Here is a 22,995-nt window from a genome sequence, read left to right as displayed (position 1 = left end):
TTTGTTGTGGGATAAGCCGGCGCGTTGCAGTTTGCGGCGATATCGAGAGGATGCCGATGTTCGACCTGACAACCTTGAGCTTCGAAACGCTGCTGCCGTTCATCCTGGTCGGGTTCGCCGCGCAGATCGTCGATGGCGCGCTCGGGATGGCGTTCGGGGTGATTTCGAACACGCTGCTGCTCTGGGTCGGCGTGCCACCCGCCGCGGCGTCGGCGGGGGTGCATACCGTCGAGACATTCACGACCGCGGTATCGGGGATCAGCCATGTGCTCCACAAGAACGTCAACTGGACGCTCTTCCTGCGGCTGATGATCCCGGGCGTGATCGGCGGGGTGCTCGGCGCGTATGTGCTGTCGAACATCGACGCGAGCACGGCGAAACCGTTCATCCTGGCGTATCTGACGTCGATCGGTGTGTACCTGCTGTATCGCGGGCTTCGCTATCCGCCGAAGCAGAAGGAGCCGAAGATCGTCGAGCCGCTCGGGCTGGTCGGGGGCTTTCTGGACGCGGCAGGCGGCGGCGGCTGGGGCCCGGTGGTGACGTCGAACCTGCTTGTGCAGGGCGCGAGCCCGCGGACCACGATCGGCACGGTCAACACCGCCGAGTTCTTCCTGACCGCGACGATCTCGGCGACGTTCATCACGCAGCTCGGCTGGGCGGCGTTTACGCAGGCTACCGTGGGGCTGCTGATCGGCGGCGTGCTGGCGGCTCCGTTCGGGGCGATGCTGGCCAAGCGCGTACCGGCGAAGACGCTGATGCTGATGGTCGGCGTGATCCTGACGATCACGAGCCTGTTCGGCCTGTACCGCGCGATCTGGCACTAAGCGCCAGAGGGGGCCGTCAGGGACGCTCCCCCGAATACCTCGTCACCCCGGACTTGTTCCGGGGTCCACCATGCCGCAAACCAACACCTTGAGACATGTGCGGAACGGTGGAGCCGGAACGAGCCCGGCATGACGAAGTATCTGGTGCCGCGGTCAGCTCACAACGTGGCGTGGACCGTGGCTACCGCCGCCATTACCGCGCCGATCCGGACCGAGGTCTGGATCGCTTCCGCGGTAACGCCGGCCTTCTTCAGGATCTGCTCGTGGCTGTCGATGCACATGCCGCAGCCGTTCATCGCCGATACCGCGAGGCTGAACAGCTCGAAATCGACCTTGTCGATGCCGGGCTGGCCGATCACGTTCATGCGCAGCTTGGCCGGCATGTTGCGGTATTCCTGGTTTCCGGCAAGATGCGTGAAGCGGTAATAGACGTTGTTCATCGCCATCACGGCGGCGGCGGCGCGGGCTGCGTTGGCGGCCTCGGGCGAGAGCTTGGGCGCGCATTCGGCCTCGGCGGCCTCGACCAGCGGCTTGTAGCCCGAGCCGTGCGCGCAGGTGAGCAGCAGGCCGTATTTGCGCTGGTCGCTGAGGTGCGTCTCGTTCAGCAGCGAGCCGACGTTGAGACGGATATCCTTGGCGTAGTCGGGCAGCGTGCCCGCGAATTCCTTGAGCGACATGATGGTATTCCCGTCCAGAAAAGCGTCACCCCAGCGAAAGCTGGGGTCTCCCCGTTACGAAGAGACCCCAGCTTTCGCTGGGGTGACGGAATAAGGAGCGAGGCGGCGCTTCCCAGAATAGAAGTCCGCCCCGCTCGATAGAATTACGCGGCCAGCTGGAGGACGTCGTCGCCCTTGTTCCAGTTGCACGGGCAGAGCTCGTCGGTCTGCAGCGCGTCGAGCACGCGGAGCGTCTCGGCGGGGTTGCGGCCGACGTTCAGGCCGTTGACCTGGACCGCCTGGATGACGTTGTCGGGATCGATGATGAACGTGGCGCGGAATGCGACATGCTCGTTCTTGTCGACGATACCGAGCGCGTCGGCGAGCTTGGCGCCGTTATCCGCCAGCCACGGGAAGTCCGCTGCGGCGAGATCCGCGTCCGACTTGCGCCAGGCGAGGTGGACGTGCGCGGTGTCGGTCGACGCGCCGATCAGGACGGCGTCGCGATCCTCGAAATCGCTGCGGATGTCGCTGTAGCCGACAATCTCGGTCGGGCAGACGAAGGTGAAGTCCTTCGGCCAGTAGAACAGAACCTTCCACTTGCCGGGATAGGCGGTCGTCAGGTCGAGCGTCTCACCCGCTGGCAGCGCGGCAACGCCCTGCTGGACGGGAATGGTCATCGATGGGAACTGGTCGCCGATGGTCAACATGATGGAAGCCTCCTGAAAAATCTTTGGCTCCAGGCATCCTCAAGGGCGGCGGGTGGCCCGCTCGTTTGTTGTGCAGTGCGGTATATGGGGACTGGTGTTATCGATCCAACACTCTATTTATCATCCGATGATCGATTGAGGCGATTAATGGCAGCCACCTATCTACCCACGTTGAAACAGTTGCAATATCTGGTTGCGCTGAAGGATCACGGCCATTTCGGCCGCGCGGCGGAGGCGTGCTTCGTGACGCAATCGACGCTGTCCGCAGGCCTGCGCGAACTGGAGACGCTGATCGGTGTTGTGCTGGTCGAGCGCACGCGGCGGGTCGTGCGGTTCACCCCGCTGGGCGATTCGATCGCCGACAAGGCACGGCGCGTGCTGCGTGAGGCGGAGGAACTGGGCGACATGGCGCGTGCCGCCGGCCAGCCGCTGTCGGGCGACATGCGGATGAGCGTCATCCCCACGATCGCGCCGTTCATGCTCCCCCGCATCCTGCCGCGGCTGCGCAAGGATTATCCCGACCTGAAACTGTTCCTGCGCGAGGAGCCGAGCGGGCCGGCGTGCGAGGGGCTCCACAATGGCCGGACCGACTGCGTGCTGCTCGCGCTTCCCTATGCATGCGGCGAGGTGACGTCGGAGACGCTGTTCGAGGATCGGCTGTTCGTCGCCTATCCATCGGGCGAGGTACCGTCCGCGCTGCCGGCGATCCCGGCGTCCGCGATCGACGAGACCCGGCTGCTGCTGCTCGAGGACGGGCATTGCCTCAAGGATCATGCGCTGGGCGCGTGCAACCGACCGGAGTTGCGCGCGGAGGCGACGATGCTCGGTACGTCGCTGCACACGATCGTGCAGATGGTGGATAACGGCCTCGGCATCACGATGCTGCCCGAGATGGCATTGAAGGCGGGCATCCTGGACAACACCAACATCACCGCGAGGCCGCTCGACGAGATCAATGCGGTGCGGCGGATCGCACTGGTCTGGCGCCGGGCGAGTCCGCGGGAGAAGGACTTCCGGTTGATGGCGAAAGCCTTGGCGGACGTGCAATAAGACTGCTTCTCCCTTTTCCGCCCATCCCTGAAAGGGAGGGTTGGGGTGGGTCGGCTTCCGTATCAGGCGACGTTAGCGACACGAGCGGGCCTACACCCCGCCTGCCCCTCTCTTTCAGGGATGGGGGACTGTAGTGGTCATTGCCGGTATATACCCGCTCCCACGAGATCGACACGCTTGCGCAACCAACTCCGCGTTCGATCGTATCTTTCTCGAGTTCCCGCTGGAGACCCGATAATGTCGAAGACGCTTCCGCTACTGCTGATCACGAGCGCGCTGGCGCTTGCTGCATGCAGTGGCAAATCGAAGGACGACGTGGCCAGTGCGGCGACCGATCCTGCGAACCCTGCTCTGGCGGTGCCGAACGGTCCGCCCGCTTACGCCAACCCGACCGTCGGCGGCGTGCCGATGATGGCCACCCGGACGATCGTCGACAACGCGTCGGCCGCCCCCAATCTGTCGACGCTGGTCGCTGCGGTGAAGGCCGCCGATCTGGTCGGCACGCTGTCGGGACCCGGCCCGTTCACAGTATTCGCGCCGACCAACGACGCGTTCGGCCGCCTGGCACCGGGCATGGTCGACACGCTGTTGAAGCCGGAAAACAAGGCCTCGCTGGCGAAGGTCCTGACGTATCACGTTGTCCCGGGCGCGATCACCGCCGACGATCTGCGCCAGCGGATCGCCGCCGGCGGTGGCACGGCGACGTTGACCACGGTCGAGGGCGATCCGATCACCGCGACGCTGGTCGGCGCGGTCATCACGCTGACCGACGTCAACGGCAACAAGAGCTATGTCGAGACCGCAGACGTCCGCCAGTCGAACGGCGTCGTGCACGTGGTCAACGGCGTAATCGTGCCCAAACTAAGTTAACTTGAACGGCTACCGAGCTCGGTTCGTCGCATCGATGGCGCGGCTTGCCCGCCTAAACATTGAAGACGGGCCGATCTCATACCTAGGTTTTTCGTTCGAGTTTTTAATCGCACCATCCACTATATTTGGAGTCGCACATGACTGTTAAGACCAACCTTCTGATTGCCGCCGCATCGAGCATGATCTTCGCTGCCGGTGCGACTGCCCAGACCGCACCGGTCGAAACGACCGCGACGCAGTCACAGACAGCGCCAGCCGCACCGGCCGCCGCAGCAGCAGCGGCTCCGACCGCAGCCCCCGCTACGGCGACCGCAGCCCCCGCTGCACCGACCGCAGCGCCGACCACCACGATCGCCGCTGCGCTGCCGACGCTGCCGAACCGCGCGACGCTGACCAAGCTGGTGACTGCGGCCAAGCTGCAGACGACGCTGGCAGGCCCCGGCCCGTTCACCGTGTTCGCGCCGAGCGACGAGGCGTTCACCCGCCTGCCGGCCGGCGCGCTCGACTCGCTGCTGAAGCCTGAGTCGGCGCCTACGCTGGCGACGATCATCAAGTATCACGTCGTTGCCGGTGCGGTGACGTCGGAGCAGCTGAAGGCGCAGATCACGGCCGGCGGTGGCAAGGCCACGCTGACGACGCTCGCCGGCCAGCCGCTGATCGCCTCGATCGGCCCGAATGGCAATATCGAGCTGACCGACACCGCCGGGATCAAGTCGTACGTCGATACGGCCGACATCAAGGAGACGAACGGCGTCGTCCACCTGACCAACGGCATGAGCGTTCCGAAGCTCGGCTAAGTACGAAGCTAAGCTGATTACTCTGCGGGCCGCGGTCTCTGAAAAGGGGCGGCGGCCCGAATTGTATCTGCCTGTTAAGAGATTGTTTCCCCGCGAAGGCGGAGATCCAGACTGGGCTCCAGCCTTCGCGGGAGAACAAGTTTTGGAATTTGCCAAGGGTGGCCTCACGAGCGCGCCGGTCAGCTCTGTTTTCGCTGCAACAAAGTCCACCTCCCCGGCGAAGGCCGGGGCCCAATTGGGAACGTCTTTGTCATTAGGGGCCGTCCACCGTTACAGCCGGCCCCCATTTGGGCCCCGGCCTCCGCCGGGGAGGTGCACCTCCGCCTGTGAGCTGCTGGCTCGGAAATGCGATCAGCAACTCGGGGGATTCCGAAGCCAGGCCGGCACGACCTCTCAGTCAGCCGTCCCGCGCTTCCCACCGCGCCGCGGCGGCATGGTCGCCATCCCGCGCTTCCCACCGCGCCGCGGCCGCATGGTCGCCATCCCGCGCTTCGACCCACTGCGCATCCGCACCACGGGTCTCGCGTTTCCAGAACGGTGCATCCGTCTTCAGCCGGTCGATCAGGTACGCGCACGCCTCCAGCGCAGCGCCACGGTGCGCCGCCGTCGCCGCGACGAAAACGATCCGCTCGCCCGGATGCATTGGCCCGACGCGGTGGACGATGATCGCCGCGCTAAGCTGCCAGCGCGCGACCCCTCCCTCGGCAACCTTCAGCAAAGTCGCTTCGGTAGCCCCCGGATAATGCTCCAGCTCGAGCGTTCCGACGCCGTCGTCCGCGCGGACCAGCCCGGTGAAGGTTGCGACCGCCCCCGCCCCTGCCGCCTCGGCGCGCGTCATTTCCGCCGCGATATCGATCGGCGATTGCTGGACCGAGATGTGGATCATCCGCCGGTCACCGGAGGGAAGATCGCGATCTCCTGCGCCCGACCGATCGGCGTATCCAGCGGCACGAAATCCTGATCGATCGCAGCGCGCAACCGCGAGCGGTTCTCGAACGCTTCGGCGTGTCCGGAACTCGTCTCCGCCAGCCAGTCGACCAGATCGCCGACCGTCACCACGCTTGCGGGCGGCTCGACCATTTCCTCGCCTGTGCCGATGCGCTCGCGCACCCAGGCGAAATACACCATCCGAATCTTCGCCATCGTCAGTCCATGTGCTTTAGGCCGACGCGGAGATAATCCCACCCGGTCAACACGGTAAGGACCGCCGCGCCCCACAGCGCGACGATGCCGACATTATGCACCCAGACCATCTCGGGCACCGCGCCGCCGAGAATGATGCCGCCGAGCGACACGAGTTGCAGCGTCGTCTTCCATTTCGCCAATTGCGACACGGGGACGGACACCTGCACCTGCGCCAGAAACTCGCGCAGCCCCGATACCGCGATCTCGCGTAGCAGGATCACCAGCGCGGCGATCACGTGGACGCCGGGAATATCGCGCGTGCCGACCAGGATCAGGATCACCGCGGCGACCATGATCTTGTCGGCGATCGGATCGAGGAAGATCCCCAGCCGCGATACAGCCCCGCTCGACCGCGCGAGATAGCCGTCGAAATAATCGGTGATGCCCATCAGGCAGTACAGCACAAAGGCGATGCCGTAGCCGGCCTCCCAGTCGGGCCACCACAGGAACCAGACCAGCAGGGGCACCGCGACGATCCGCGACAATGTCAGGAGGTTAGGCAAGCTTAGCACCCGCCACCTCTATACCGGTCGGTCGCGCGGCGAAACCGGTTTAAACGTTGGCGCGCGGATGACGCTGGGCTAAGGGTTTGTCGTATTTTCGCAACGGTCAGGGCTATTTCCCGTCATGCTCAATGCCCTCGGGTTGCTGAAGCAACGTCGCTTCCTGCCCCTGTTCACCACGCAGTTTCTCGGCGCGTTCAACGATAACCTGTTCAAGACTTCAATGGTCCTGTTCGCCACCTATGCGGTCTTCAACGACCCCAAGATGGAGGCGAATTTCAACGCGCTGGCGACGGGACTCGGCATCCTGCCGTTCTTCCTGCTGTCCGCGCTGGCCGGGCAATTGGCGGACAGCCACGACAAGGCGCGGATCATCCGGATCGTGAAGACGGTCGAGATCGGCATCATGATCCTGGGGGCGACCGGGCTGATGGTCGCGCGCGCCGGACACCCGTCGCTGGGGATCGGGCTGATGCTCGGCGCGGTGCTGTGCCTGGGCGTCCATTCGACGTTCTTCGGACCGATCAAATACGCGATCCTGCCGCAGCATCTGAAGCCCTGCGACGTGCTGGGCGGCACCGGACTGGTCGAGGCGGGGACGTATCTCGCGATCCTGCTGGGCACGGTGACGGCGGGCTGGATCCCGATCGAGGGCGCCGCCGCCAGCGTCCTGATCGTCGCTTTGGTCGGCTGGTTCGCCGGTCGTCAGGTGCCGCCGGCACCGCGCGAGGGCCCGCCGCTGAAGCTCGACTACAACCCGTTCACGGCGTCCTGGCGACTGATCAGCGCGACGCTGCACATCCCGCGGCTGTTCCTGGCGATCGTCGCGATCAGCTTCTTCTGGACGATCGGCGCGGTGCTGATCATCGTCTTCCCGCCATTGGTGAAGAATGTGCTGACCGCCGACGAGCGAGTTGCAAGCTTCGTGATCGCGGTGTTCTCGGTCGGCGTGGCGATCGGTTCGGTGGTGATCAACTCGATGCTGCGCGGGCGGATTTCCGCGAAGTTCTCGCCCGCCTCGGTGATCGCGATGGGCGGTTTCGTCGTGCTGTTCTCGTTCCTCGCGCGGACCTGGACGCCTGCTCCTGCCGGGCAATATTACGACTGGGCGGGCTTTATTCGTCAGCCCGGCGCGCTGCCCGTGCTCGGAACGTTGCTGGCGATCGCTATCACCGGCGGGATGTTCGTCGTGCCGCTCTATGCGTTCCTGACGACGACCGTGGAGAAGGACCAGACCGCGCGCACCGTGGCCGCGAACAACGTCGTCAATTCGGGTGCGATGACGATCGGTTCGATCCTGGTCATCGGCATCACCGCGATGGGCGTTTCGCCGGAGGACATGCTGTTCCTGGTCGCTGCGATGTGTCTCGTCTCGGCATGGCTCGCGCAGAAACTGCACCGGGCATGCGACGATGATGCCGCCGGATGCCTGCCGACGCTGAAGCAGTAACTACCGAACGCCCCCCCCGCTAGGGGGAGGATTGGTCGCCCGTCACCTCAGAAAATGAAGCTGTAGAAGCACGTGAAGAACGCCGCGAAGCTCAGGAAAAACAGCTTCACGTCCTGATCGTCGTTCTTCGCAACCACGATCACCGGCGGCGGCAACGACCGACGCAGCGGATGGCGAGCGGCTTCGTTGGTGAGGACTAGGCGTCTGGTCATGATGCAAACGTTAACGCGGCGTTTACTACTTCGACCAGTCGCAAAAATGGTTAAATAGGCCCCGTCCGGGAATGGGACGGAATCGCGCCGCCGACGACACGCCCAGCCCTGCCCGCGGCCCCCTGTGCATGCCACCCCCCGCCGTCTAAGCTTGCCCCCGATACCGCGCGAATCCGCGGCCAGAAGGACCAGAATTATCCAGCAGATTGCGGCACTTCCCTATGTGATCGACAGCGACGGCCATGCCCGCGTGATGCTGATCACCTCACGCGACACCGGTCGCTGGGTGATCCCCAAGGGCAATCCGATCGTCGGTCTCGCCAGCCACGAGGCCGCCGCGCAGGAGGCGTATGAGGAAGCCGGTATCCGCGGCATCCCCTGCCCCTCCCCCGTCGGTCAGTTTGCCTATCGCAAACGCCGCCGCACAGGGCGCTACCGCGACATGGTCGTGACGGTGTTTCCGCTCGCATTCGTCGAACAAGTGGACGATTGGCCCGAGCGCCATCAGCGCGATACCCGCTGGTTTACGCTTGATCGCGCCGCAGACGCTGTCAATGAGCCCGGCCTGAAGGCGCTGATCGCTGCTTTCCGCGAGCCGCCGATCCCGGGGTCGTTCGCGCAACGTATTTTACCCGTCGTGCGCAAGAGTGCGAAAAGGAGAATTCCGATGCTGGGCTGGTTCCAGTCGCTGATGCCGAAGCAGGGGCGGTTCTTCGAACTGTTCGACGCGCATGCCGCGACTTTGGTCGCAGGCGCCGATGCGCTCGCACGGCTGCTTCACGGCGAAGGCTCGATCGAGGGTCAGATCGCCGAGATCGTCAAGCGCGAGCACGAGGCCGACGATATCACGCGCGAGGTCCTGCAGGACGTCCGCCGGGTGTTCGTGACGCCGTTCGACCGCAGCGCGATCACCGATCTGATCGGCGTGATGGACGACGCGATCGACCAGATGAACGGCACCGCCAACGCGATCGCGCTGTACGAGGTGACCGAATTTTCGGCCGAAATGCGCGACATGGCCGGCATCATCGTCGAGGCCGCGCGGATCACCGCGGAGGCGATCCCGCTGCTGCGTTCGCTCGGCACCAATTCGGGCCGGCTGCATGACCTGACCGCACGGCTGATCCAGATCGAGGGCCATGCCGACGACATCCACGACACCGGCCTGCGCGCGCTGTTCCAGGCCTCGAAGATCTCGGCGGACCCGATGACGTTCATCATCAACCGCGAAATCTACAGCAGCCTGGAAAAGATCGTCGACCGCTTCGAAGACGTCGCGAACGAGATCCAGGGGCTGGTCATCGACCATGCGTAGTTGCAGTTCCCCCGTGAAGGCGGGGGTCCAGGAATCCCATCCACCACATCGATTGGTACCCTGGGCTCCCGCCTTCGCGGGAGAACAGGATAAGTGGGACTTGCCCGCATGATCCTCTCGCTCCCGCTTCTCATCGGCCTCATCGGCATCGCGCTGCTGTTCGACTTCCTGAACGGCCTGCACGACGCGGCGAACTCGATCGCCACCGTCGTCTCGACGCGCGTGCTGAAGCCCCAATATGCCGTGCTCTGGGCAGCGTTCTTCAACTTCATCGCGTTCGCCGTCTTCGGGCTCCACGTCGCGCAGACCGTCGGCACCGGCATCGTCCAGGCGCACGTCATCGATGCGCAGGTGATCTTCGCCGCGCTGATGGGCGCGATCGCGTGGAACGTCATCACCTGGGTGCTCGGCATTCCCTCGAGCAGCAGCCATGCGCTGATCGGCGGTCTGCTCGGTGCCGGCATCGCCAAGATCGGCTTCGGCGCGATCGTCTGGAGCGGCGTCATCAAGACCGTCGTCGCGATCTTCGCGTCACCCGCGATCGGCCTGATGCTCGCGCTGGTGCTGGTACTCGCGGTCGCGTGGACCAGCCTCAAGCTCACCCCGCTCGGCGTCGACAAGCGTTTCCGCAAGCTGCAGCTGATCTCCGCCGCGCTCTATTCGCTCGGCCACGGCGGCAACGACGCGCAGAAGACGATGGGCATCATCGCCGTGCTACTCTATTCGCAGGGCCTGCTCGGCGGCGAATTCCACGTGCCGCTCTGGGTCGTGCTGTCCTGCCAGGCGGCGATGGCGCTGGGTACGCTGTCGGGCGGCTGGCGGATCGTCCACACGATGGGCTCGAAAATCACGCGCCTGACCCCGGCACAGGGCTTCTGCGCGGAAACCGGCGGCGCGATCACGCTGTTCGCCGCGACCTTCTGGGGCATCCCCGTGTCATCGACCCACACCATCACCGGCTCGATCGTCGGCGTGGGTGCCGCGCGGCGACTGTCCGCCGTCCGCTGGAACGTCGCGAGCAACATCGTCGTTGCCTGGACACTGACGCTGCCAGCCGCGGGGCTGATCGGTGCGGGCACGTATCTGCTGGTCGGATTGTTCGTCTGACCACCGATATCGTTAAGGCTTGATGCCGCCGTCTCCGTCATATCGACGGAGCGGCGGCGTTCTTGCTCGTCCGTACGCCGCTCCACCCCGGTTGCAACGTCCCGCCTATTTCGGTCCGTCGCCGCGCAATGGCGCCACCGCATCCTTGCCGAACTTCATGATGAGTTCGCTGATCTCGCGCGCCTGGCTCATGCTGCGCTGGCTCTGTTCGCGTAGATAATCGCCCTGGATCTTCATCACCTGCGTGAGGTCCTTGGCGCTGGCCGCCTCGCGCATCGCCGCAAAGGCCTCGCGCGCGTTCTGCTCGGCCTGGTCGATCATCGTCTTGCCGATCGTCGCACCGCCCTCGGCGATCTTGCCGCCCGTCTCCGTCATCGCCTCACCGGCGCGCCGTGCCGGATCGACGACCTTTTCGGAGAACGCATCGCGCGCCTTCTCGGTAGTCTCGCGCATGGTATCCGCCGCGCCCTTGGCCGCATTCGCCGCGCGGTCGGTCGCCGCCTTGCTGGCCTTTGCCCCATCGTCGACTGCCTGCTTGAAATCGTCCGCCATCGTCTCTCTCCTATGTTGCGTTGCCGTTTGGTCGAAGTTTCAACCGGTGCCCCGGCTTTTGGTTGCACAAATCGCCCCTCCAGCACGCCGGCGTCGGTCAGGGGACAAATGCCCCGGCAACATGTTCCAGTCACTGGACCTTTTGCGCATTTACCCTATATACCGAACGGTATGAATAGGCTTTGCACGCTCACCGCCCCCAAGGGCCGCCCCCGCGAGTTCGATCTCGACGTGGCGCTGGCGGGTGCGTTGCGCGTGTTCTGGCGCAACGGGTATGAGGGCGCGTCGATGGCCGAACTCACCGCGGAGATGGGCATCACCAAGCCCAGTCTCTACGCGGCGTTCGGCAACAAGGAGGCGCTGTTCCACAAGGCGCTCGACCTCTACGAGCGCGAGAAGCTGGCCTATATGACCTCCGCGCTCGAGGCGCCGACCGCACGTGCCGTAGCGGAAAGGCTGCTCCGGGGCGCGTTGCAGATGCAGATGAGCACCTGCGATCCCAAGGGGTGCCTGAGCGTCATCAGCAGCGTCGCATGCAGCGCCGAAGCCGAGCCGATCAAGGCCGAAGTCGCCAAGCGTCGCGCGTCGTCCGAAGCCGCGTTGATGAAGCGCTTCGACGAAGCCAAGGCCGCAGGCGAGTTCCCCGACGGCCTCGAGTCGCACGCGCTGATGCGGTATTTGTTCGCGATCATGCAGGGCCTGTCGATCCAGGCCGGATCGGGTGCCACCTGCACCGAGCTCAACCAGCTCGTCGAGACCAGCCTTTCGGTGTGGCCGACCAAGTAAATCCGCTGGCGTAATGCAGGTCAGGCCGGCCGACATTCAAGCCACGCTTTGCTACGGTCTCAATAAAAAATACCGTCCGGTACAAAAGTCTGTTGACGAGATGAACCTCAGGTTTATATACCGACTGGTATCGAAGCTCCTTCCTACTTCGGAAGGGGCAACCGGGGACAGCAACCCATGACCACGGTCACCACTTAACACGCAGACGGCTTCGGCCGACCGGACTCACAAAAATTCAAGCGGGCAAGCGCGGCATGACGATGTGCCGGCAACGACCGCGCACGCCTTGCGATCAGCTGACGTCGGTGGACCGTCCACCGACGAAGGCCGGCGCTTGCCCGAAAAATCAAAAGGGGGACAATCCCATGGCTTATCTCGACCTCGACAACATGTTCGCCTCGCCCGTCACCAGCCGCGCACAGACCGTGGCGGCTGCTGCCCCGACCGGCTTTTCCCCGCTGGAATGGAGCGTCATCGCGCTCGCCAAGCGCGACACGTTGCGCAGCCTTGCAGGTCCCAGCCGCGTGTCCCGGGCGATGGGCAGCCTGTTCGGGCTGAGCACCGCGTCGCGGCTCGCCGATCCCCGGCTGGAGGCGTTGCGGCGGATGGCGGTGTACGCCTGGCGCCGCGGCTTCGCGCTGCCGATGGCCGAGATCCAGAACTTCCTCGCCGCCGGCTTTGCCGAGGCTCAGATCGAAACGCTCGTCGAGAGCGTCACCGGCATGCGCGTCGGCGCGCAGCAGAAGCGGAGCATCGCGGCGTGAACCAACTTACAACGACCACCGCGGCGAACGATGCGGACATCGCGTCGACGCCGCCCTCGGATCGTCATCGACGCCCGGCATGGCAGCGCGGCGCGATGGTGCTCGTGCCGATCGCGCTGCTCGGTGCGGTTGGCGTGCAGCTGTTCGATCATCCCGACGCGGCGATGGCCGCGCCCCCGCCCGCCGCGGTCACGGTGGCCTCGCCGCTGGTGCGACAGGTCAGCGAGTGGGACGATTATGTCGGCCGGTTCGCGCCGAGCCGCAGCGTCGAGATCCGGCCGCGCGTGGCGGGCGAAGTCACCGGCGTCCACTTCCATGACGGCGATATCGTCCGCAAGGGACAGCTGCTCTTCACGATCGACTCGCGCCCGTTCGCCGCTGCGCTGGCCGAAGCGCACGCCAACGTCGCGAGTGCAAGAAGCGCCTTGTCGCTCGCCCGTACCGACCTCGGCCGCGCGCAGCGACTGGTCGCCGACGAGGCCGTCTCGGCGGGCGAAGTCGACGCGCTGCGCGGTAAGCTCGAAGCCGCCACCGCCGCGCTCGCCGCCGCGCAGGCCCGCGAACGCGCCCGCGCACTCGACGTCGGCTTCACGCAGGTTCGCGCGCCCATCGGCGGGCGCATCTCCGATCGCCGAGTCGATGCGGGCAACCAGGTCGCGGGCGGCGAAGGCACCGGTGGCACGGTGCTGACGACGATCAACGCGCTCGATCCGATCTACTTCAACTTCGACGGGTCGGAGGCGCTCTACCTCAAGACGCAGCGCGCGCGGCAACCCGGTGCGGCACCGGCGGCGGTCGAGATCCAGCTGCAGGACGAGACCGAGCATCGCTGGAAGGGCAAGCTCGACTTCACCGACAACGGGCTCGACCAGCGCTCGGGCACGATCCGTGGCCGCGCGGTGTTTGCGAACCCCGGCTATTTCCTGACGCCGGGGATGTTCGGCAACATGCGCCTCGCCAGTGCGGGGACGCGACAGGCGTTGCTGGTGCCCGACGACGCGGTCCAGACCGATCAGGCGCGCAAGGTCCTGCTGACGATCGATGCGAAGAACGTCGTGAGCCAGAAGCCGGTCGAATTGGGGCCGGTGGTCGATGGCCTGCGGATCGTCCGCTCGGGGATCGGGCCGAACGACCGGGTCATCATCCAGGGCACGCAGATGGCGATGCCGGGTGCCACGGTTGCGCCGAAGGCAGGACGGATCGCGGTCGCGACGGGTGCCGCTGCGCCGGCCTCGGCCCAGCCCATCTCGGGTGAGGCCACGCTCTCCAAGTAACCACCGTTCCCCGGCGAAGGCCGGGGCCCAGGTGGGATAGCGTTTCGACCTAATCATTGCGGTTCGCCCAACTGGGCCCCGGCCTGGGTTCCCATCGAAGTAATACTTCGATGGGGCCCTGCCGCCGGGGTGGTGTTGTGGCGCGCGCGTCGCTCTTCTTCGAGGACACAAACCATGCGCTTCTCGCGCTTCTTCATCACCCGGCCGATCTTTGCGGGCGTGATCGCGGTGATCATCACGATCGTCGGCGCGATCGCCTATATGTCGCTGCCGGTGTCGCAATATCCCGACATCGTCCCCCCCACCGTCACCGTCAGCGCGACCTATCCGGGCGCATCGGCCGAGACGGTCGCCGAAACCGTCGCCGCGCCGATCGAGCAGGAGATCAACGGCGTCGACAACATGCTGTACCAGTCGTCGCAATCGACCGGCGACGGCAAGGTGACGATTACCGTCACCTTCAAGATCGGCACCGACCTCGATGCCGCGCAGGTCCTCGTCCAGAACCGTGTCGCGGTCGCGGTCCCGCGCCTTCCCGAGGACGTCCAGCGATTGGGCGTCGTCACGCGGAAAACCTCGCCCGACTTCCTGATGGTCGTGAACCTCGTCTCGCCCGACAACTCGCTCGATCGCGGCTACATCTCGAACTACGCGCTGACGCAGGTCCGCGATCGCCTCAGCCGCATCGACGGCGTCGGCGACGTGCAGCTGTTCGGCGCACGCGATTATTCGATGCGCGTGTGGATCGACCCCGGCCGTGCCGCCGCGCTGGACCTCACCGCAGGCGAAATCGTCGCCGCCTTGCGCGCGCAGAACGTCCAGGTCGCCGCCGGCACGCTCGGCCAGCCCCCCTATGACAAGGGCAACAGCGCGTTCCAATTGAACGTCGAGACGCAAGGCCGCCTGACCGATCCCAAGCAGTTCGCCGATGTCGTCATCCGCACCGACGCGCAAGGGCGCCAGGTCCGCGTCTCGGACGTCGCGCGCGTCGAGCTCGGCGCGCAGGATTACGGCGCCAACACCTATCTCAGCGGCAAGCCCACGGTCATCGCCGCGGTCTTCCAGCGCCCCGGCTCGAACGCGCTCGGCGCCGCGCAGGCCGTCACCGCCGAGATGGAAAGCATGTCGAAGCGCTTTCCCAAGGGCCTCGAATACAAGGTCATCTACAACCCGACCGAGTTCATCGCGCAGTCGATCGACGCGGTGAAGCATACGCTGTTCGAGGCGATGATCCTCGTGGTGCTGGTCATCCTCGTCTTCCTGCAGAAATGGCGCGCGGCGATCATCCCGATCGTGGCGATCCCGGTCTCGCTGATCGGCACCTTCGCGGTTCTCGCCGCGTTCGGCTACAGCCTCAACAACCTTTCGCTGTTCGGTCTCGTCCTCGCGATCGGGATCGTCGTCGACGACGCGATCGTCGTGGTCGAGAATGTCGAGCGCAACCTCGAACACGGGCTCTCGCCGCTGGAGGCCGCGCGCACCTCGATGGACGAGGTGTCGGGTGCGCTCGTCGCGATCGTGCTCGTGCTGTGCGCGGTGTTCATCCCGACGGTGTTCCTCACCGGGCTGTCCGGCGCGTTCTACCGCCAGTTCGCGGTGACGATCTCGACCGCGACGATCATCTCGCTGCTCATCTCGCTGACGCTGTCGCCGGCACTCGCCGCGATGCTGCTCAAGCCCACCGCCCCTGCCGGCTCGGGCAACCGCGTGACGCGCACGCTGCGGCGGGCCGGCGATGCGTTCAACCGCGGGTTCGAGCGGATGAGCGACAGCTATGGCCGCCTCACCGCGCGCCTCGTCGCCGCGCCGAAGCGGATGATGATCGCCTATGCCGCGCTGATCGCGGTCACGGTCGGCGTCTTCATGGTCACCCCGTCGGGCTTCGTCCCCGCGCAGGACCAGGGCTATTTCCTGACCGTCATCCAGCTGCCCCCCGGCTCCTCGGTCGAGCGCACCGACGCGGTGATGCAGAAGGTCGCGAAACGCATCCTGCCGCTCGCCGGCGTCAAGGGCGCGGTCATGCTCGCCGGGTTCGACGGCCCGTCGCAGACGCTCGCCCCCAATTCGGCCGCCGCCTACATCCCGCTCAAGAGCTTTGCCGAGCGCAAGAAGCTCGGCGTCACGCTCGCCAGCATCATGGCGGAATCGCAGAAGGCGACGGGCGACATCACCGAAGCGCGGCTGCTGATCGTCCCGCCGCCGCTGATCCAGGGCATCGGCTCGGCCGGCGGCTATCGCCTGATGGTCCAGGACCAGGGCGGCCACGGCTATGGCGAGCTCGGCAAGACGAGCTACGACCTGATCGGCAAGGCGAACCAGACCAAGGGCCTCGCGCAGGTCTACACCTTCTTCGACACCGCCACGCCGCGCATCTTCGCCGATGTCGACCGCGCCAAGGCCAATCTGCTCGGCGTCCCCCCCGAGCGCGTGTTCGAGGCGTTGCAGGTCTATCTCGGCTCGGCGTTCGTCAACGACTTCAACCTGCTGGGCCGTACCTACCGCGTCACCGCGCAGGCCGACGCACCGTTCCGCAACACCACCGCGGACATCGCCAACCTCAAGACGCGCTCCAACTCGGGCCAGATGGTCCCGGTCGGCTCGGTCTCGACGTTCCGCGACAAGACCGGTCCGTACCGCGTGGTGCGCTACAACCTCTTCCCCGCGGTCGAGGTCGATGGCGACACCGCCAAGGGCTATTCCTCGGGCCAGTCGCTGGTGGCGATGGAAAAGCTCGCCGATGCGACGCTCCCGGCAGGCTATGCGCATGACTGGACCGGCATCGCGTTCCAGCAAAAGGCGGCCGGCAGCACCGCGGCGCTGGTCTTCGGCATGGCGGTGCTGTTCGTCTTCCTCGTCCTCGCCGCGCAATATGAGAGCCTGACGCTACCGCTCGCGATCATCCTGATCGTGCCGATGTGCCTGCTCGCGGCGATGACCGGGGTGAACCTGCGGGGTATGGACAACAACGTCCTCACGCAGATCGGGCTGGTCGTGCTGATCGCGCTGGCCGCGAAGAACGCGATCCTCGTGGTCGAGTTCGCCAAGCAGGCCGAGGAACAGGATGGCCTGTCCCCGGTCGAGGCGGCGGTGCGCGCCGCGAAGGACCGGTTGCGGCCGATCCTGATGACGAGCTTCGCGTTCATCCTCGGCGCGGTGCCGCTGGTGATCGCCGACGGGGCCGGCGCCGAACTGCGCCAGGCGCTGGGCACCGCGGTGTTCTTCGGGATGATCGGCGTGACCGGCTTCGGGCTGCTCTTCACCCCTACCTTCTATGTCGTCGCACGGGCGCTGGCGCTGCGGTTCGAACGCCGCCGCCCTGCTCCCGCCGCGACGCTTCAGCCAGCCGAATAGGACCAGCCTCATGAAGTCCCTGCTTCTCGCGAGCCTCTCGGCGCTGACGCTCGCCGCGTGTGCCGCCGGCCCCGACTATGTCCCGCCGATCACCCCGCCCAAGGCGTCGGCATCGTTCGTCACCGCCAACACGGCGACCGTCGCGACGGCGCCCGACACCGACTGGTGGCGGATGTACCGCGACCCGGTCCTCGACGGCCTCGTCGCGGATGCGCTGGCCGCGAACACCGACCTGCGCGTCGCCGTCGCCCGCCTCGACAGTGCCCGCGCGTCGCTGCGCGGCGCCAAGACCGACCGCGAGCCGCAGGTGAACGCCGGCGCGAGCGGCAATTACGCGCGCACCTCGCAACTCCAGAACCTGCCCGGCTTCGACCGCGAGCGCGCCACCTACGATGTCGGCCTCGACGTCAGCTACGAGGTCGATCTCGCCGGCCGCGTCCGCCGCAACGTCGAGGCAGCCCGCGGCGACGTCGGCGCGGCGCAGGCCGATGCCGACGCGGTGCGGGTCTCGATCGTCGCCGCCACCACGCGCGCCTATGTCGACGCCGCCTCGTCCGCCGAACGCCTCGCGGTCGCCCGGCGCATCGTCGACCTTCTCGACAAGTCGAACACGCTGACCGGCAAGCGTGTCGACGCCGGCCGCGCCGCGCGCCTCGACCAGGTCCGGATCGCCGCCCTGCGTGATCAGCGCGCCGCGAACATCCCGCAGATCGAAGCCGAGCGTCAGGCCGCGCTCTTCCGCCTCGCCACGCTCACTGGCCGCACCCCGCAGGATCTCCCCGCCAGCGCCGGCGCGCGCACGACCACACCGCGGCTCGACCGGCCGATCCCGATCGGCGACGGCGCGAGTCTGCTCGCGCGTCGCCCCGACGTCCACGCCGCCGAACGCCGGCTCGCCGCCGCCACCGCGCGGATCGGCGTCCAGACGTCGCAACTCTATCCGCAGATTGCGCTCGGCGGATCGATAGGCTCGACCGCGCTCAGCGTCGGCGACGTGTTCACCGGCGGCCCGATCCGCTGGCTGCTCGGCCCGTTGCTCAACTGGTCGGTCAACCAATCCGCCGCGCGCGCCCGCATCGCCGGCGCCGAAGCCGACACGCGCGGCGCACTCGCCAGCTTCGACGGCAGCGTTCTGACCGCGCTCGAGGAAACCGAGACCGCGCTGTCCAACTACGCGCGCGAACTCGATCGCCGCACGCAGCTGCAATCCGCGCACGACAACGCCGCCACCGCCGCGCGCATCACCCGCGCCCGCCAGCGCGAAGGCCAGATCGACTTTCTCGACGTCCTCGACGCCGAACGGACACTGGCCGACACAGATACGGACCTCGCCGCGGCGGATGCACGGATCGCCGGCGCGCAGGTCGACCTGTTCCGCGCCCTCGGCGGCGGCTGGCAGGCCGCATCCACGCCCACATAACGATCGAACGGGCGCGTTAACTAACTTTTGAAACACGCCAGCAACTAAGGTACATCAAGCAGGTGGGACAGATGGAGATCATCATGACCGACCAGGGCCTACCCGAGACCGAGTGTGTGCAGGCGTGGCGCGCGCAGGTTCGATACCATCAGGATCGCGCCGAGCAGGAGCAAGGGCTTGCGCGCCGGTCGCAGTCCGATGCCGCGCGAAAGGCGCATAGTCTTTTGCGCGAGCATCATCTGCTCCTTGCCGCGTCGGCCGAGCAGGTCGCCGTAATGCCCGACGCCGCGCCACCGCAGAGTTCGGCGCTCCAGCATACCGGCTGGCTGATGCGGGAAAGCTACCGCGACGCCAACTAAGCCTTGGGCTTAGTCCAGATCGACCTTGCCGAGGTTGATCCCGTCGTACAGCGCGAGCAGGGAGGTCACCTCCTCGACGACGGTTTCCTGTTCGGCGCGCCAGCGAGCGGTCGCGTCGTTCTGCGGCACGCCGTCCTGTCCGTCGTGCAGCGTGAAACCCTGGTCTATCAGCCAGATCGCGTCCGACGCCCGCGAACGCTGCCGTCGCAGGTGATAGACCCATTGCTCGATGATCCCCGAAGGAACCAGTCTATCCAGATCGCCCATGTCGGATCGGTAGGCCAAGGTCGACGGCAATGCCAGCCCGCGGAACACGGTTTTGGACGGAACGCCGGGCGATTAACCCTCTCCCGAAATTCGACTGCAACACAACAAGTTCAGCAGGGTGGCGATGGACATGCTGCCGCCCCCTTCCGTGATCGAACGCCGCATGGACGATCAATCCGTCCTTGCCCACCGTGCCCTCAACGCCGACGTCGCTCGGATGCACGAGGATCTGGCGCGATTTTACCGCGAACAATTGATTGCCGTGCTCAAGGCGTGACCGCGCGGACCGACAGCGCGCACCTGTGACGGAGCGGCGAAACGGGGCTAGACGCGCCGGATGACCGCGCCCGAGACACTCCCCGCCCTGCCCGCCTCCTGCTGGATCGGTACCTATGCCGGCGGCGGCGGCGCCGGGCTCTATCCGTTGCTGGATGACGCGGGTCGGCTCGCTGCCGGCGCGCCCTACGCCGCGGCGGCCAACGCGTCGTTCGGTGCGTATGCGCCGCGGTTCGACCTGCACTATCTGGTCGACGAGCGCGACGACGGGATGCTCGGTGTGTATCGGCGCGCGGATTCGGGGTGGACCTGCCTCGGGCAGGTGAGCACGGGCGGCTCGGCACCCTGCCATGTCGCGCTCGACGCCGCCCAATCCTGCGTCGCGGTCGCCAATTATGCGAGCGGCAGCACCGCGCTGTACCGGTTGGATGCGAACGGGATGCCGATCGCACCGCCGATCGTGCACGCCAACAGCGGCAGCGGGCCGAACGCCGACCGCCAGCAATCGCCGCACGCGCACTGGGTCGGCTTCGGCCCCGACAACCGGACGATGTATGCCACCGACCTGGGAACCGACGAGGTCCGCGCCTTCGCCTTCGACGTCGATCGGGGCACGCTCGGTCCGCCGCGTACGGCGTTCGCCGCGCCGCCCGGATCGGGTCCGCGTCATATGCTGTTTCATCCACGCCATCCGCACACGGCGTATCTCGCCTGCGAACTCACGAGCACGCTGGTCGTGCTGGATGTCGACGATGCGGACTTGCGCGCGCGTGCGACGCTGTCGACGCTCTCGGCCGGATGGCAGGGTGCCAACATCCTGGCGCATATCGGCGCCAACGCCGCGGGCGATCGGCTGTACGTGTCCAACCGCGGGCATGAGAGCATCACGGTCTTCGCGCTGGATACGCACGGCGACGCGACACCGATCCAGCATGTCGCCAGCGGTGGCACGTCGCCGCGGTTCTTTCTGATCGTCGAGGCCGAGCGCCGGATGATCGTCGTCCACGAACGCGATCACCGCGTCACGATGCTCGATATCCTGCCGGACGGGACGCTCGCCCCGACCGACCACGCGGTCACCGTTCCCGGTGCCGCGTTCGCCCTCCTTAGCTGACGCTCAACCGAGTCAGCTGACGCTGGCGATCAACAGCGTCAGTTCGTCGCGCACCGGGTTCACATCGATCCGGAGCGGCTTCAGCGTCCGGCGCTTGACCGGATAGGAGGCGCGCACCGCATCGCACAGGTCGTCGACCGAGACGCGGACGCAGGCGCCTTCGTCGCAGACCAGGCGTGGCTTGCTGATGGACTGGGTGCAGGTCACGGGCGCGCTGGCCCAGGCCGGCGCCGCGCTGGACAAAAGGCACAAGGCTGCGGCCCGCAAAGCGGTATTCTTGATCGTCATGGTTTCTGGCCCCCCACAGGCAGTTCGTATCTGGTAAACACACCATTAGGGGCAAGTGGTTGCAATAACGTTTCTATTCTCGGCGATCGTTCCGCCGACCGCCGGTCATAAGGAAATGACAGTTCGCGATCAGTCCGCCGCGATCGGCCCTTGCGGAGGACTGGCACGGCGCGTGAACCACACGATGATCACCATCGCCAGGCACAGCCAGGCCGACATGCGGAACAGGTCAGTCGACGCGAGCAGATACGCCTGCGCGACCATCTGCCGGGTGATCGCGCCCGCCGCCTGGACGTCGGTCAGCCCCATCCGAGTCAACGCACCCTGCGCCATCTGGTAGGGCGAACCCGTCCCGATCGCCTCCGACAGCCGGCTCTGGTGGAGCGTCTCGCGGCGATCCCACGCCGTCGTGATGATCGACGCGGCGAAGCTGCCCGAGGTGATGCGCGCGAAGTTCGAGATCCCGGTCGCGGACGGCAGCCGCTCGGCCGGGATCCGATCGAGCGAGATCGTCAGCATCGCCAGGAAGAACGTGCTCATCGCGATCCCCTGCACCATCAGCGGCAGCATCAGATCATAGAAGCTCGCCCCCGTCGTGTAGCCCGAGCGGAGATAATAGGAGTAGCCGAACGACGCGAACGCCACGGTGGCGAGGATGCGCGCGTCGATCTTGCCGCTGAGCCGCGCCACGAACGGCGTCAGGATCACCGCGACCGCACCCGACGGTGCCGCGACCAGCCCCGCCCAGGTCGCGGTGTAGCCAAGCTGCGTCTGCAACCAGAGTGGCAGCAACAGCGTGTTGGCGAAGAACACCGCATAACCGAGACAGAACGCGATCGTCCCGATCGTGAAGTTGCGGCTCTTGAACAGCGACAGGTTCACCGCCGGGTTGGCGTCGGTCAGCTCCCAGATGATCCAGCCGATAAAGCCGATCGTCGCGACGACCGCGGCGATGACGATCCGGTCGGCCGCGAACCAGTCGTCGTTCTTGCCAAGATCGAGCACGATCTGCAGCGCACCGACCCACACCACCAGCAGGATCAACCCGACCTGGTCGATAGGTAATTTCCGCGTCGGCGTGTCGCGCTTGCCGAGCTTGTTCCAGCACACGAAGGCGCAGAACATCCCGAACGGCACGTTGATCAGGAAAATCCAGCTCCAGTGATAATTGTCGGAGATGTAGCCGCCGAGGATCGGCCCCATGATCGGCGCGACCAACGTCGTCATCGACCAGATGCCGAGCGCGGTGGAGCGCTTGTGGACGGGGAAGATCGCGATCAGCAGCGCCTGGCTGCCGGGTATCATCGGCCCCGACACCGCACCCTGGAGAATGCGAAAGCCGATCAGCGACGGCAGGTCCCATGCGATGCCGCACAGGAACGACGCGATCGTGAACAGGAAGACGGACACGCAGAACGTCCGCACCACCCCGAACCGACCCATCAGCCAGCCGGTCAGCGGCACCGCCACGCCGTTGGCGACGGCAAACGCCGTGACGATCCAGGTGGAATTATCGCTGGAGACGCCGAGGTTGCCGGCGATCGTCGGCAACGAGACGTTGGCGATCGTGGTGTCCAGCACCTGCATGAACGTGCCGAGCGCCAGCGCGAACGCGGTCAGCGCGAGCGAACCGCCGACCAGCGGCGCCGGGCCGGGTCCCGAGGGCGCGGCCATTATGCGGCGCTCCGCTGAGAGCGATACGCGACGCCAACACCACCCCGGCGAAGGCCGGGGCCCAATTGGGAAAGCCAAGGTGACGAAGGGACGCGCGCAGTCACGGTCGTCCCCCAATTGGGCCCCGGCCTCCGCCGGGGTGGTGCGCCTAAAACAGCGTAACGCCCGCTCCTTGTTCTCCCGCGAAGGCG

The 22,995-nt window shown here is 66.2% G+C and carries 25 protein-coding genes; 15 read left to right on the top strand and 10 right to left on the bottom strand.

Going from position 1 to position 22,995, the window contains the following annotated elements:
- The first annotated feature begins 50 nt into the window (after positions 1 to 50).
- Entirely contained in the window at positions 51 to 824 is a 774-nt protein-coding gene (locus EQZ23_RS09635) for a sulfite exporter TauE/SafE family protein (RefSeq protein WP_128454215.1), read from the top strand.
- 158 nt (positions 825 to 982) lie between these two features.
- Here the strand turns inward: EQZ23_RS09635 and EQZ23_RS09630 are convergent, their stop codons facing one another.
- Positions 983 to 1,501 (bottom strand): carboxymuconolactone decarboxylase family protein, encoded by a 519-nt coding sequence (locus EQZ23_RS09630; RefSeq protein WP_128454214.1) that lies wholly within the window; start codon positions 1,499 to 1,501, stop codon positions 983 to 985.
- Between the two features lie 143 nt (positions 1,502 to 1,644).
- Positions 1,645 to 2,190 (bottom strand): peroxiredoxin, encoded by a 546-nt coding sequence (locus EQZ23_RS09625; RefSeq protein ID WP_128454213.1) that lies wholly within the window; start codon positions 2,188 to 2,190, stop codon positions 1,645 to 1,647.
- Positions 2,191 to 2,337: 147 nt separating this feature from the next.
- Between EQZ23_RS09625 and EQZ23_RS09620 the strand changes: the two genes are divergently transcribed.
- The 3 genes from EQZ23_RS09620 to EQZ23_RS09610 all read left to right on the top strand — a co-directional run bounded on the left by EQZ23_RS09620 (position 2,338) and on the right by EQZ23_RS09610 (position 4,907).
- Complete coding sequence (locus tag EQZ23_RS09620) at positions 2,338 to 3,240, top strand: hydrogen peroxide-inducible genes activator (protein ID WP_128454212.1); 903 nt, start codon at positions 2,338 to 2,340, stop codon at positions 3,238 to 3,240.
- A gap of 237 nt (positions 3,241 to 3,477) precedes the next feature.
- On the top strand, positions 3,478 to 4,110 hold the full coding sequence (locus EQZ23_RS09615; RefSeq protein ID WP_128454211.1) for a fasciclin domain-containing protein: 633 nt from the start codon (positions 3,478 to 3,480) through the stop codon (positions 4,108 to 4,110).
- 137 nt (positions 4,111 to 4,247) lie between these two features.
- On the top strand, positions 4,248 to 4,907 hold the full coding sequence (locus tag EQZ23_RS09610) for a fasciclin domain-containing protein (RefSeq protein ID WP_128454210.1): 660 nt from the start codon (positions 4,248 to 4,250) through the stop codon (positions 4,905 to 4,907).
- 397 nt (positions 4,908 to 5,304) lie between these two features.
- Here the strand turns inward: EQZ23_RS09610 and EQZ23_RS09605 are convergent, their stop codons facing one another.
- From EQZ23_RS09605 to pgsA, 3 genes are read right to left on the bottom strand one after another with little or no spacing between them, the layout of a single operon-like run.
- Positions 5,305 to 5,793, bottom strand: a complete 489-nt coding sequence (locus tag EQZ23_RS09605) for a molybdenum cofactor biosynthesis protein MoaE (protein WP_128454209.1) — start codon at positions 5,791 to 5,793, stop codon at positions 5,305 to 5,307.
- On the bottom strand, positions 5,790 to 6,050 hold the full coding sequence (gene moaD / locus EQZ23_RS09600; protein WP_128454208.1) for a molybdopterin converting factor subunit 1: 261 nt from the start codon (positions 6,048 to 6,050) through the stop codon (positions 5,790 to 5,792). Before moaD ends, EQZ23_RS09605 begins: the two co-directional genes overlap by 4 nt.
- Positions 6,051 to 6,052: 2 nt before the next feature.
- Positions 6,053 to 6,604: a CDP-diacylglycerol--glycerol-3-phosphate 3-phosphatidyltransferase gene (pgsA, locus tag EQZ23_RS09595; RefSeq protein ID WP_128454207.1), complete on the bottom strand. Its 552-nt coding sequence runs from the start codon at positions 6,602 to 6,604 to the stop codon at positions 6,053 to 6,055.
- 115 nt (positions 6,605 to 6,719) lie between these two features.
- Here pgsA and EQZ23_RS09590 point away from each other — a divergent pair, with 115 nt between their 5' ends.
- A complete protein-coding gene (locus tag EQZ23_RS09590) occupies positions 6,720 to 8,045 on the top strand; it encodes an MFS transporter (RefSeq protein WP_128454206.1) in 1,326 nt (441 codons plus the stop codon).
- Positions 8,046 to 8,092: 47 nt separating this feature from the next.
- Here the strand turns inward: EQZ23_RS09590 and EQZ23_RS19795 are convergent, their stop codons facing one another.
- The gene (locus EQZ23_RS19795) at positions 8,093 to 8,257 is read right to left on the bottom strand and encodes a hypothetical protein (protein WP_164913395.1); all 165 of its coding nucleotides are present in this window, start codon (positions 8,255 to 8,257) and stop codon (positions 8,093 to 8,095) included.
- A gap of 196 nt (positions 8,258 to 8,453) precedes the next feature.
- Between EQZ23_RS19795 and EQZ23_RS09585 the strand changes: the two genes are divergently transcribed.
- Together EQZ23_RS09585 and EQZ23_RS09580 are read left to right on the top strand one after the other, a co-directional pair.
- Positions 8,454 to 9,572 carry a DUF47 family protein gene (locus EQZ23_RS09585; protein ID WP_128454717.1) on the top strand — a complete coding sequence of 373 codons (1,119 nt, stop codon included), beginning with the start codon at positions 8,454 to 8,456 and terminating at the stop codon, positions 9,570 to 9,572.
- Positions 9,573 to 9,680: 108 nt separating this feature from the next.
- Positions 9,681 to 10,679 carry an inorganic phosphate transporter gene (locus EQZ23_RS09580; RefSeq protein ID WP_128454205.1) on the top strand — a complete coding sequence of 333 codons (999 nt, stop codon included), beginning with the start codon at positions 9,681 to 9,683 and terminating at the stop codon, positions 10,677 to 10,679.
- Positions 10,680 to 10,784: 105 nt separating this feature from the next.
- Here the strand turns inward: EQZ23_RS09580 and EQZ23_RS09575 are convergent, their stop codons facing one another.
- Entirely contained in the window at positions 10,785 to 11,231 is a 447-nt protein-coding gene (locus EQZ23_RS09575) for a phasin family protein (protein ID WP_128454204.1), read from the bottom strand.
- Positions 11,232 to 11,402: 171 nt separating this feature from the next.
- Between EQZ23_RS09575 and EQZ23_RS09570 the strand changes: the two genes are divergently transcribed.
- From EQZ23_RS09570 to EQZ23_RS09545, 6 genes are all read left to right on the top strand, one after another.
- The gene (locus EQZ23_RS09570) at positions 11,403 to 12,017 is read left to right on the top strand and encodes a TetR/AcrR family transcriptional regulator (RefSeq protein WP_128454203.1); all 615 of its coding nucleotides are present in this window, start codon (positions 11,403 to 11,405) and stop codon (positions 12,015 to 12,017) included.
- Between the two features lie 365 nt (positions 12,018 to 12,382).
- A complete protein-coding gene (locus EQZ23_RS09565) occupies positions 12,383 to 12,781 on the top strand; it encodes a hypothetical protein (protein WP_128454202.1) in 399 nt (132 codons plus the stop codon).
- A gap of 95 nt (positions 12,782 to 12,876) precedes the next feature.
- On the top strand, positions 12,877 to 14,055 hold the full coding sequence (locus EQZ23_RS09560; protein WP_128454716.1) for an efflux RND transporter periplasmic adaptor subunit: 1,179 nt from the start codon (positions 12,877 to 12,879) through the stop codon (positions 14,053 to 14,055).
- Positions 14,056 to 14,229: 174 nt separating this feature from the next.
- Entirely contained in the window at positions 14,230 to 17,406 is a 3,177-nt protein-coding gene (locus EQZ23_RS09555) for a multidrug efflux RND transporter permease subunit (RefSeq protein ID WP_128454201.1), read from the top strand.
- 10 nt (positions 17,407 to 17,416) lie between these two features.
- Positions 17,417 to 18,826 carry a TolC family protein gene (locus EQZ23_RS09550; RefSeq protein WP_128454200.1) on the top strand — a complete coding sequence of 470 codons (1,410 nt, stop codon included), beginning with the start codon at positions 17,417 to 17,419 and terminating at the stop codon, positions 18,824 to 18,826.
- A gap of 83 nt (positions 18,827 to 18,909) precedes the next feature.
- Positions 18,910 to 19,185 carry a hypothetical protein gene (locus tag EQZ23_RS09545; protein WP_128454199.1) on the top strand — a complete coding sequence of 92 codons (276 nt, stop codon included), beginning with the start codon at positions 18,910 to 18,912 and terminating at the stop codon, positions 19,183 to 19,185.
- 9 nt (positions 19,186 to 19,194) lie between these two features.
- Here the strand turns inward: EQZ23_RS09545 and EQZ23_RS09540 are convergent, their stop codons facing one another.
- Complete coding sequence (locus tag EQZ23_RS09540; RefSeq protein WP_128454198.1) at positions 19,195 to 19,452, bottom strand: hypothetical protein; 258 nt, start codon at positions 19,450 to 19,452, stop codon at positions 19,195 to 19,197.
- A gap of 124 nt (positions 19,453 to 19,576) precedes the next feature.
- On the opposite strand from EQZ23_RS09540, the gene EQZ23_RS19790 reads away from it, so the two are divergent.
- Together EQZ23_RS19790 and EQZ23_RS09530 are read left to right on the top strand one after the other, a co-directional pair.
- A complete protein-coding gene (locus EQZ23_RS19790) occupies positions 19,577 to 19,729 on the top strand; it encodes a hypothetical protein (protein ID WP_164913414.1) in 153 nt (50 codons plus the stop codon).
- A gap of 60 nt (positions 19,730 to 19,789) precedes the next feature.
- Positions 19,790 to 20,842, top strand: coding sequence for a lactonase family protein (locus tag EQZ23_RS09530; protein WP_128454196.1), 1,053 nt, complete (start codon positions 19,790 to 19,792; stop codon positions 20,840 to 20,842).
- A 12-nt stretch (positions 20,843 to 20,854) separates the two neighbouring features.
- Here the strand turns inward: EQZ23_RS09530 and EQZ23_RS09525 are convergent, their stop codons facing one another.
- Together EQZ23_RS09525 and EQZ23_RS09520 are read right to left on the bottom strand one after the other, a co-directional pair.
- Complete coding sequence (locus EQZ23_RS09525) at positions 20,855 to 21,130, bottom strand: hypothetical protein (protein ID WP_128454195.1); 276 nt, start codon at positions 21,128 to 21,130, stop codon at positions 20,855 to 20,857.
- A gap of 129 nt (positions 21,131 to 21,259) precedes the next feature.
- A complete protein-coding gene (locus EQZ23_RS09520; protein WP_128454194.1) occupies positions 21,260 to 22,804 on the bottom strand; it encodes a DHA2 family efflux MFS transporter permease subunit in 1,545 nt (514 codons plus the stop codon).
- Between the last annotated feature and the right edge of the window lie 191 nt (positions 22,805 to 22,995).

This window comes from Sphingomonas sp. UV9 (assembly GCF_004101245.1).
GTDB lineage: Bacteria > Pseudomonadota > Alphaproteobacteria > Sphingomonadales > Sphingomonadaceae > Sphingomonas.
This window is presented reverse-complemented; position numbering and strand designations above follow the sequence as displayed.

Coding starts and splice junctions, on each gene's coding strand:
- EQZ23_RS09635 (WP_128454215.1), top strand. CDS start 51: ATGCCGATGTTCGACCTGACAACCTTGAGCTTCGAAACGCTGCTGCCG.
- EQZ23_RS09630 (WP_128454214.1), bottom strand. CDS start 1,501: ATGTCGCTCAAGGAATTCGCGGGCACGCTGCCCGACTACGCCAAGGAT.
- EQZ23_RS09625 (WP_128454213.1), bottom strand. CDS start 2,190: ATGTTGACCATCGGCGACCAGTTCCCATCGATGACCATTCCCGTCCAG.
- EQZ23_RS09620 (WP_128454212.1), top strand. CDS start 2,338: ATGGCAGCCACCTATCTACCCACGTTGAAACAGTTGCAATATCTGGTT.
- EQZ23_RS09615 (WP_128454211.1), top strand. CDS start 3,478: ATGTCGAAGACGCTTCCGCTACTGCTGATCACGAGCGCGCTGGCGCTT.
- EQZ23_RS09610 (WP_128454210.1), top strand. CDS start 4,248: ATGACTGTTAAGACCAACCTTCTGATTGCCGCCGCATCGAGCATGATC.
- EQZ23_RS09605 (WP_128454209.1), bottom strand. CDS start 5,793: ATGATCCACATCTCGGTCCAGCAATCGCCGATCGATATCGCGGCGGAA.
- moaD (WP_128454208.1), bottom strand. CDS start 6,050: ATGGCGAAGATTCGGATGGTGTATTTCGCCTGGGTGCGCGAGCGCATC.
- EQZ23_RS09590 (WP_128454206.1), top strand. CDS start 6,720: ATGCTCAATGCCCTCGGGTTGCTGAAGCAACGTCGCTTCCTGCCCCTG.
- EQZ23_RS19795 (WP_164913395.1), bottom strand. CDS start 8,257: ATGACCAGACGCCTAGTCCTCACCAACGAAGCCGCTCGCCATCCGCTG.
- EQZ23_RS09580 (WP_128454205.1), top strand. CDS start 9,681: ATGATCCTCTCGCTCCCGCTTCTCATCGGCCTCATCGGCATCGCGCTG.
- EQZ23_RS09575 (WP_128454204.1), bottom strand. CDS start 11,231: ATGGCGGACGATTTCAAGCAGGCAGTCGACGATGGGGCAAAGGCCAGC.
- EQZ23_RS09570 (WP_128454203.1), top strand. CDS start 11,403: ATGAATAGGCTTTGCACGCTCACCGCCCCCAAGGGCCGCCCCCGCGAG.
- EQZ23_RS09565 (WP_128454202.1), top strand. CDS start 12,383: ATGGCTTATCTCGACCTCGACAACATGTTCGCCTCGCCCGTCACCAGC.
- EQZ23_RS09560 (WP_128454716.1), top strand. CDS start 12,877: ATGGTGCTCGTGCCGATCGCGCTGCTCGGTGCGGTTGGCGTGCAGCTG.
- EQZ23_RS09555 (WP_128454201.1), top strand. CDS start 14,230: ATGCGCTTCTCGCGCTTCTTCATCACCCGGCCGATCTTTGCGGGCGTG.
- EQZ23_RS09550 (WP_128454200.1), top strand. CDS start 17,417: ATGAAGTCCCTGCTTCTCGCGAGCCTCTCGGCGCTGACGCTCGCCGCG.
- EQZ23_RS09545 (WP_128454199.1), top strand. CDS start 18,910: ATGACCGACCAGGGCCTACCCGAGACCGAGTGTGTGCAGGCGTGGCGC.
- EQZ23_RS09540 (WP_128454198.1), bottom strand. CDS start 19,452: ATGGGCGATCTGGATAGACTGGTTCCTTCGGGGATCATCGAGCAATGG.
- EQZ23_RS19790 (WP_164913414.1), top strand. CDS start 19,577: ATGGACATGCTGCCGCCCCCTTCCGTGATCGAACGCCGCATGGACGAT.
- EQZ23_RS09530 (WP_128454196.1), top strand. CDS start 19,790: ATGACCGCGCCCGAGACACTCCCCGCCCTGCCCGCCTCCTGCTGGATC.
- EQZ23_RS09525 (WP_128454195.1), bottom strand. CDS start 21,130: ATGACGATCAAGAATACCGCTTTGCGGGCCGCAGCCTTGTGCCTTTTG.
- EQZ23_RS09520 (WP_128454194.1), bottom strand. CDS start 22,804: ATGGCCGCGCCCTCGGGACCCGGCCCGGCGCCGCTGGTCGGCGGTTCG.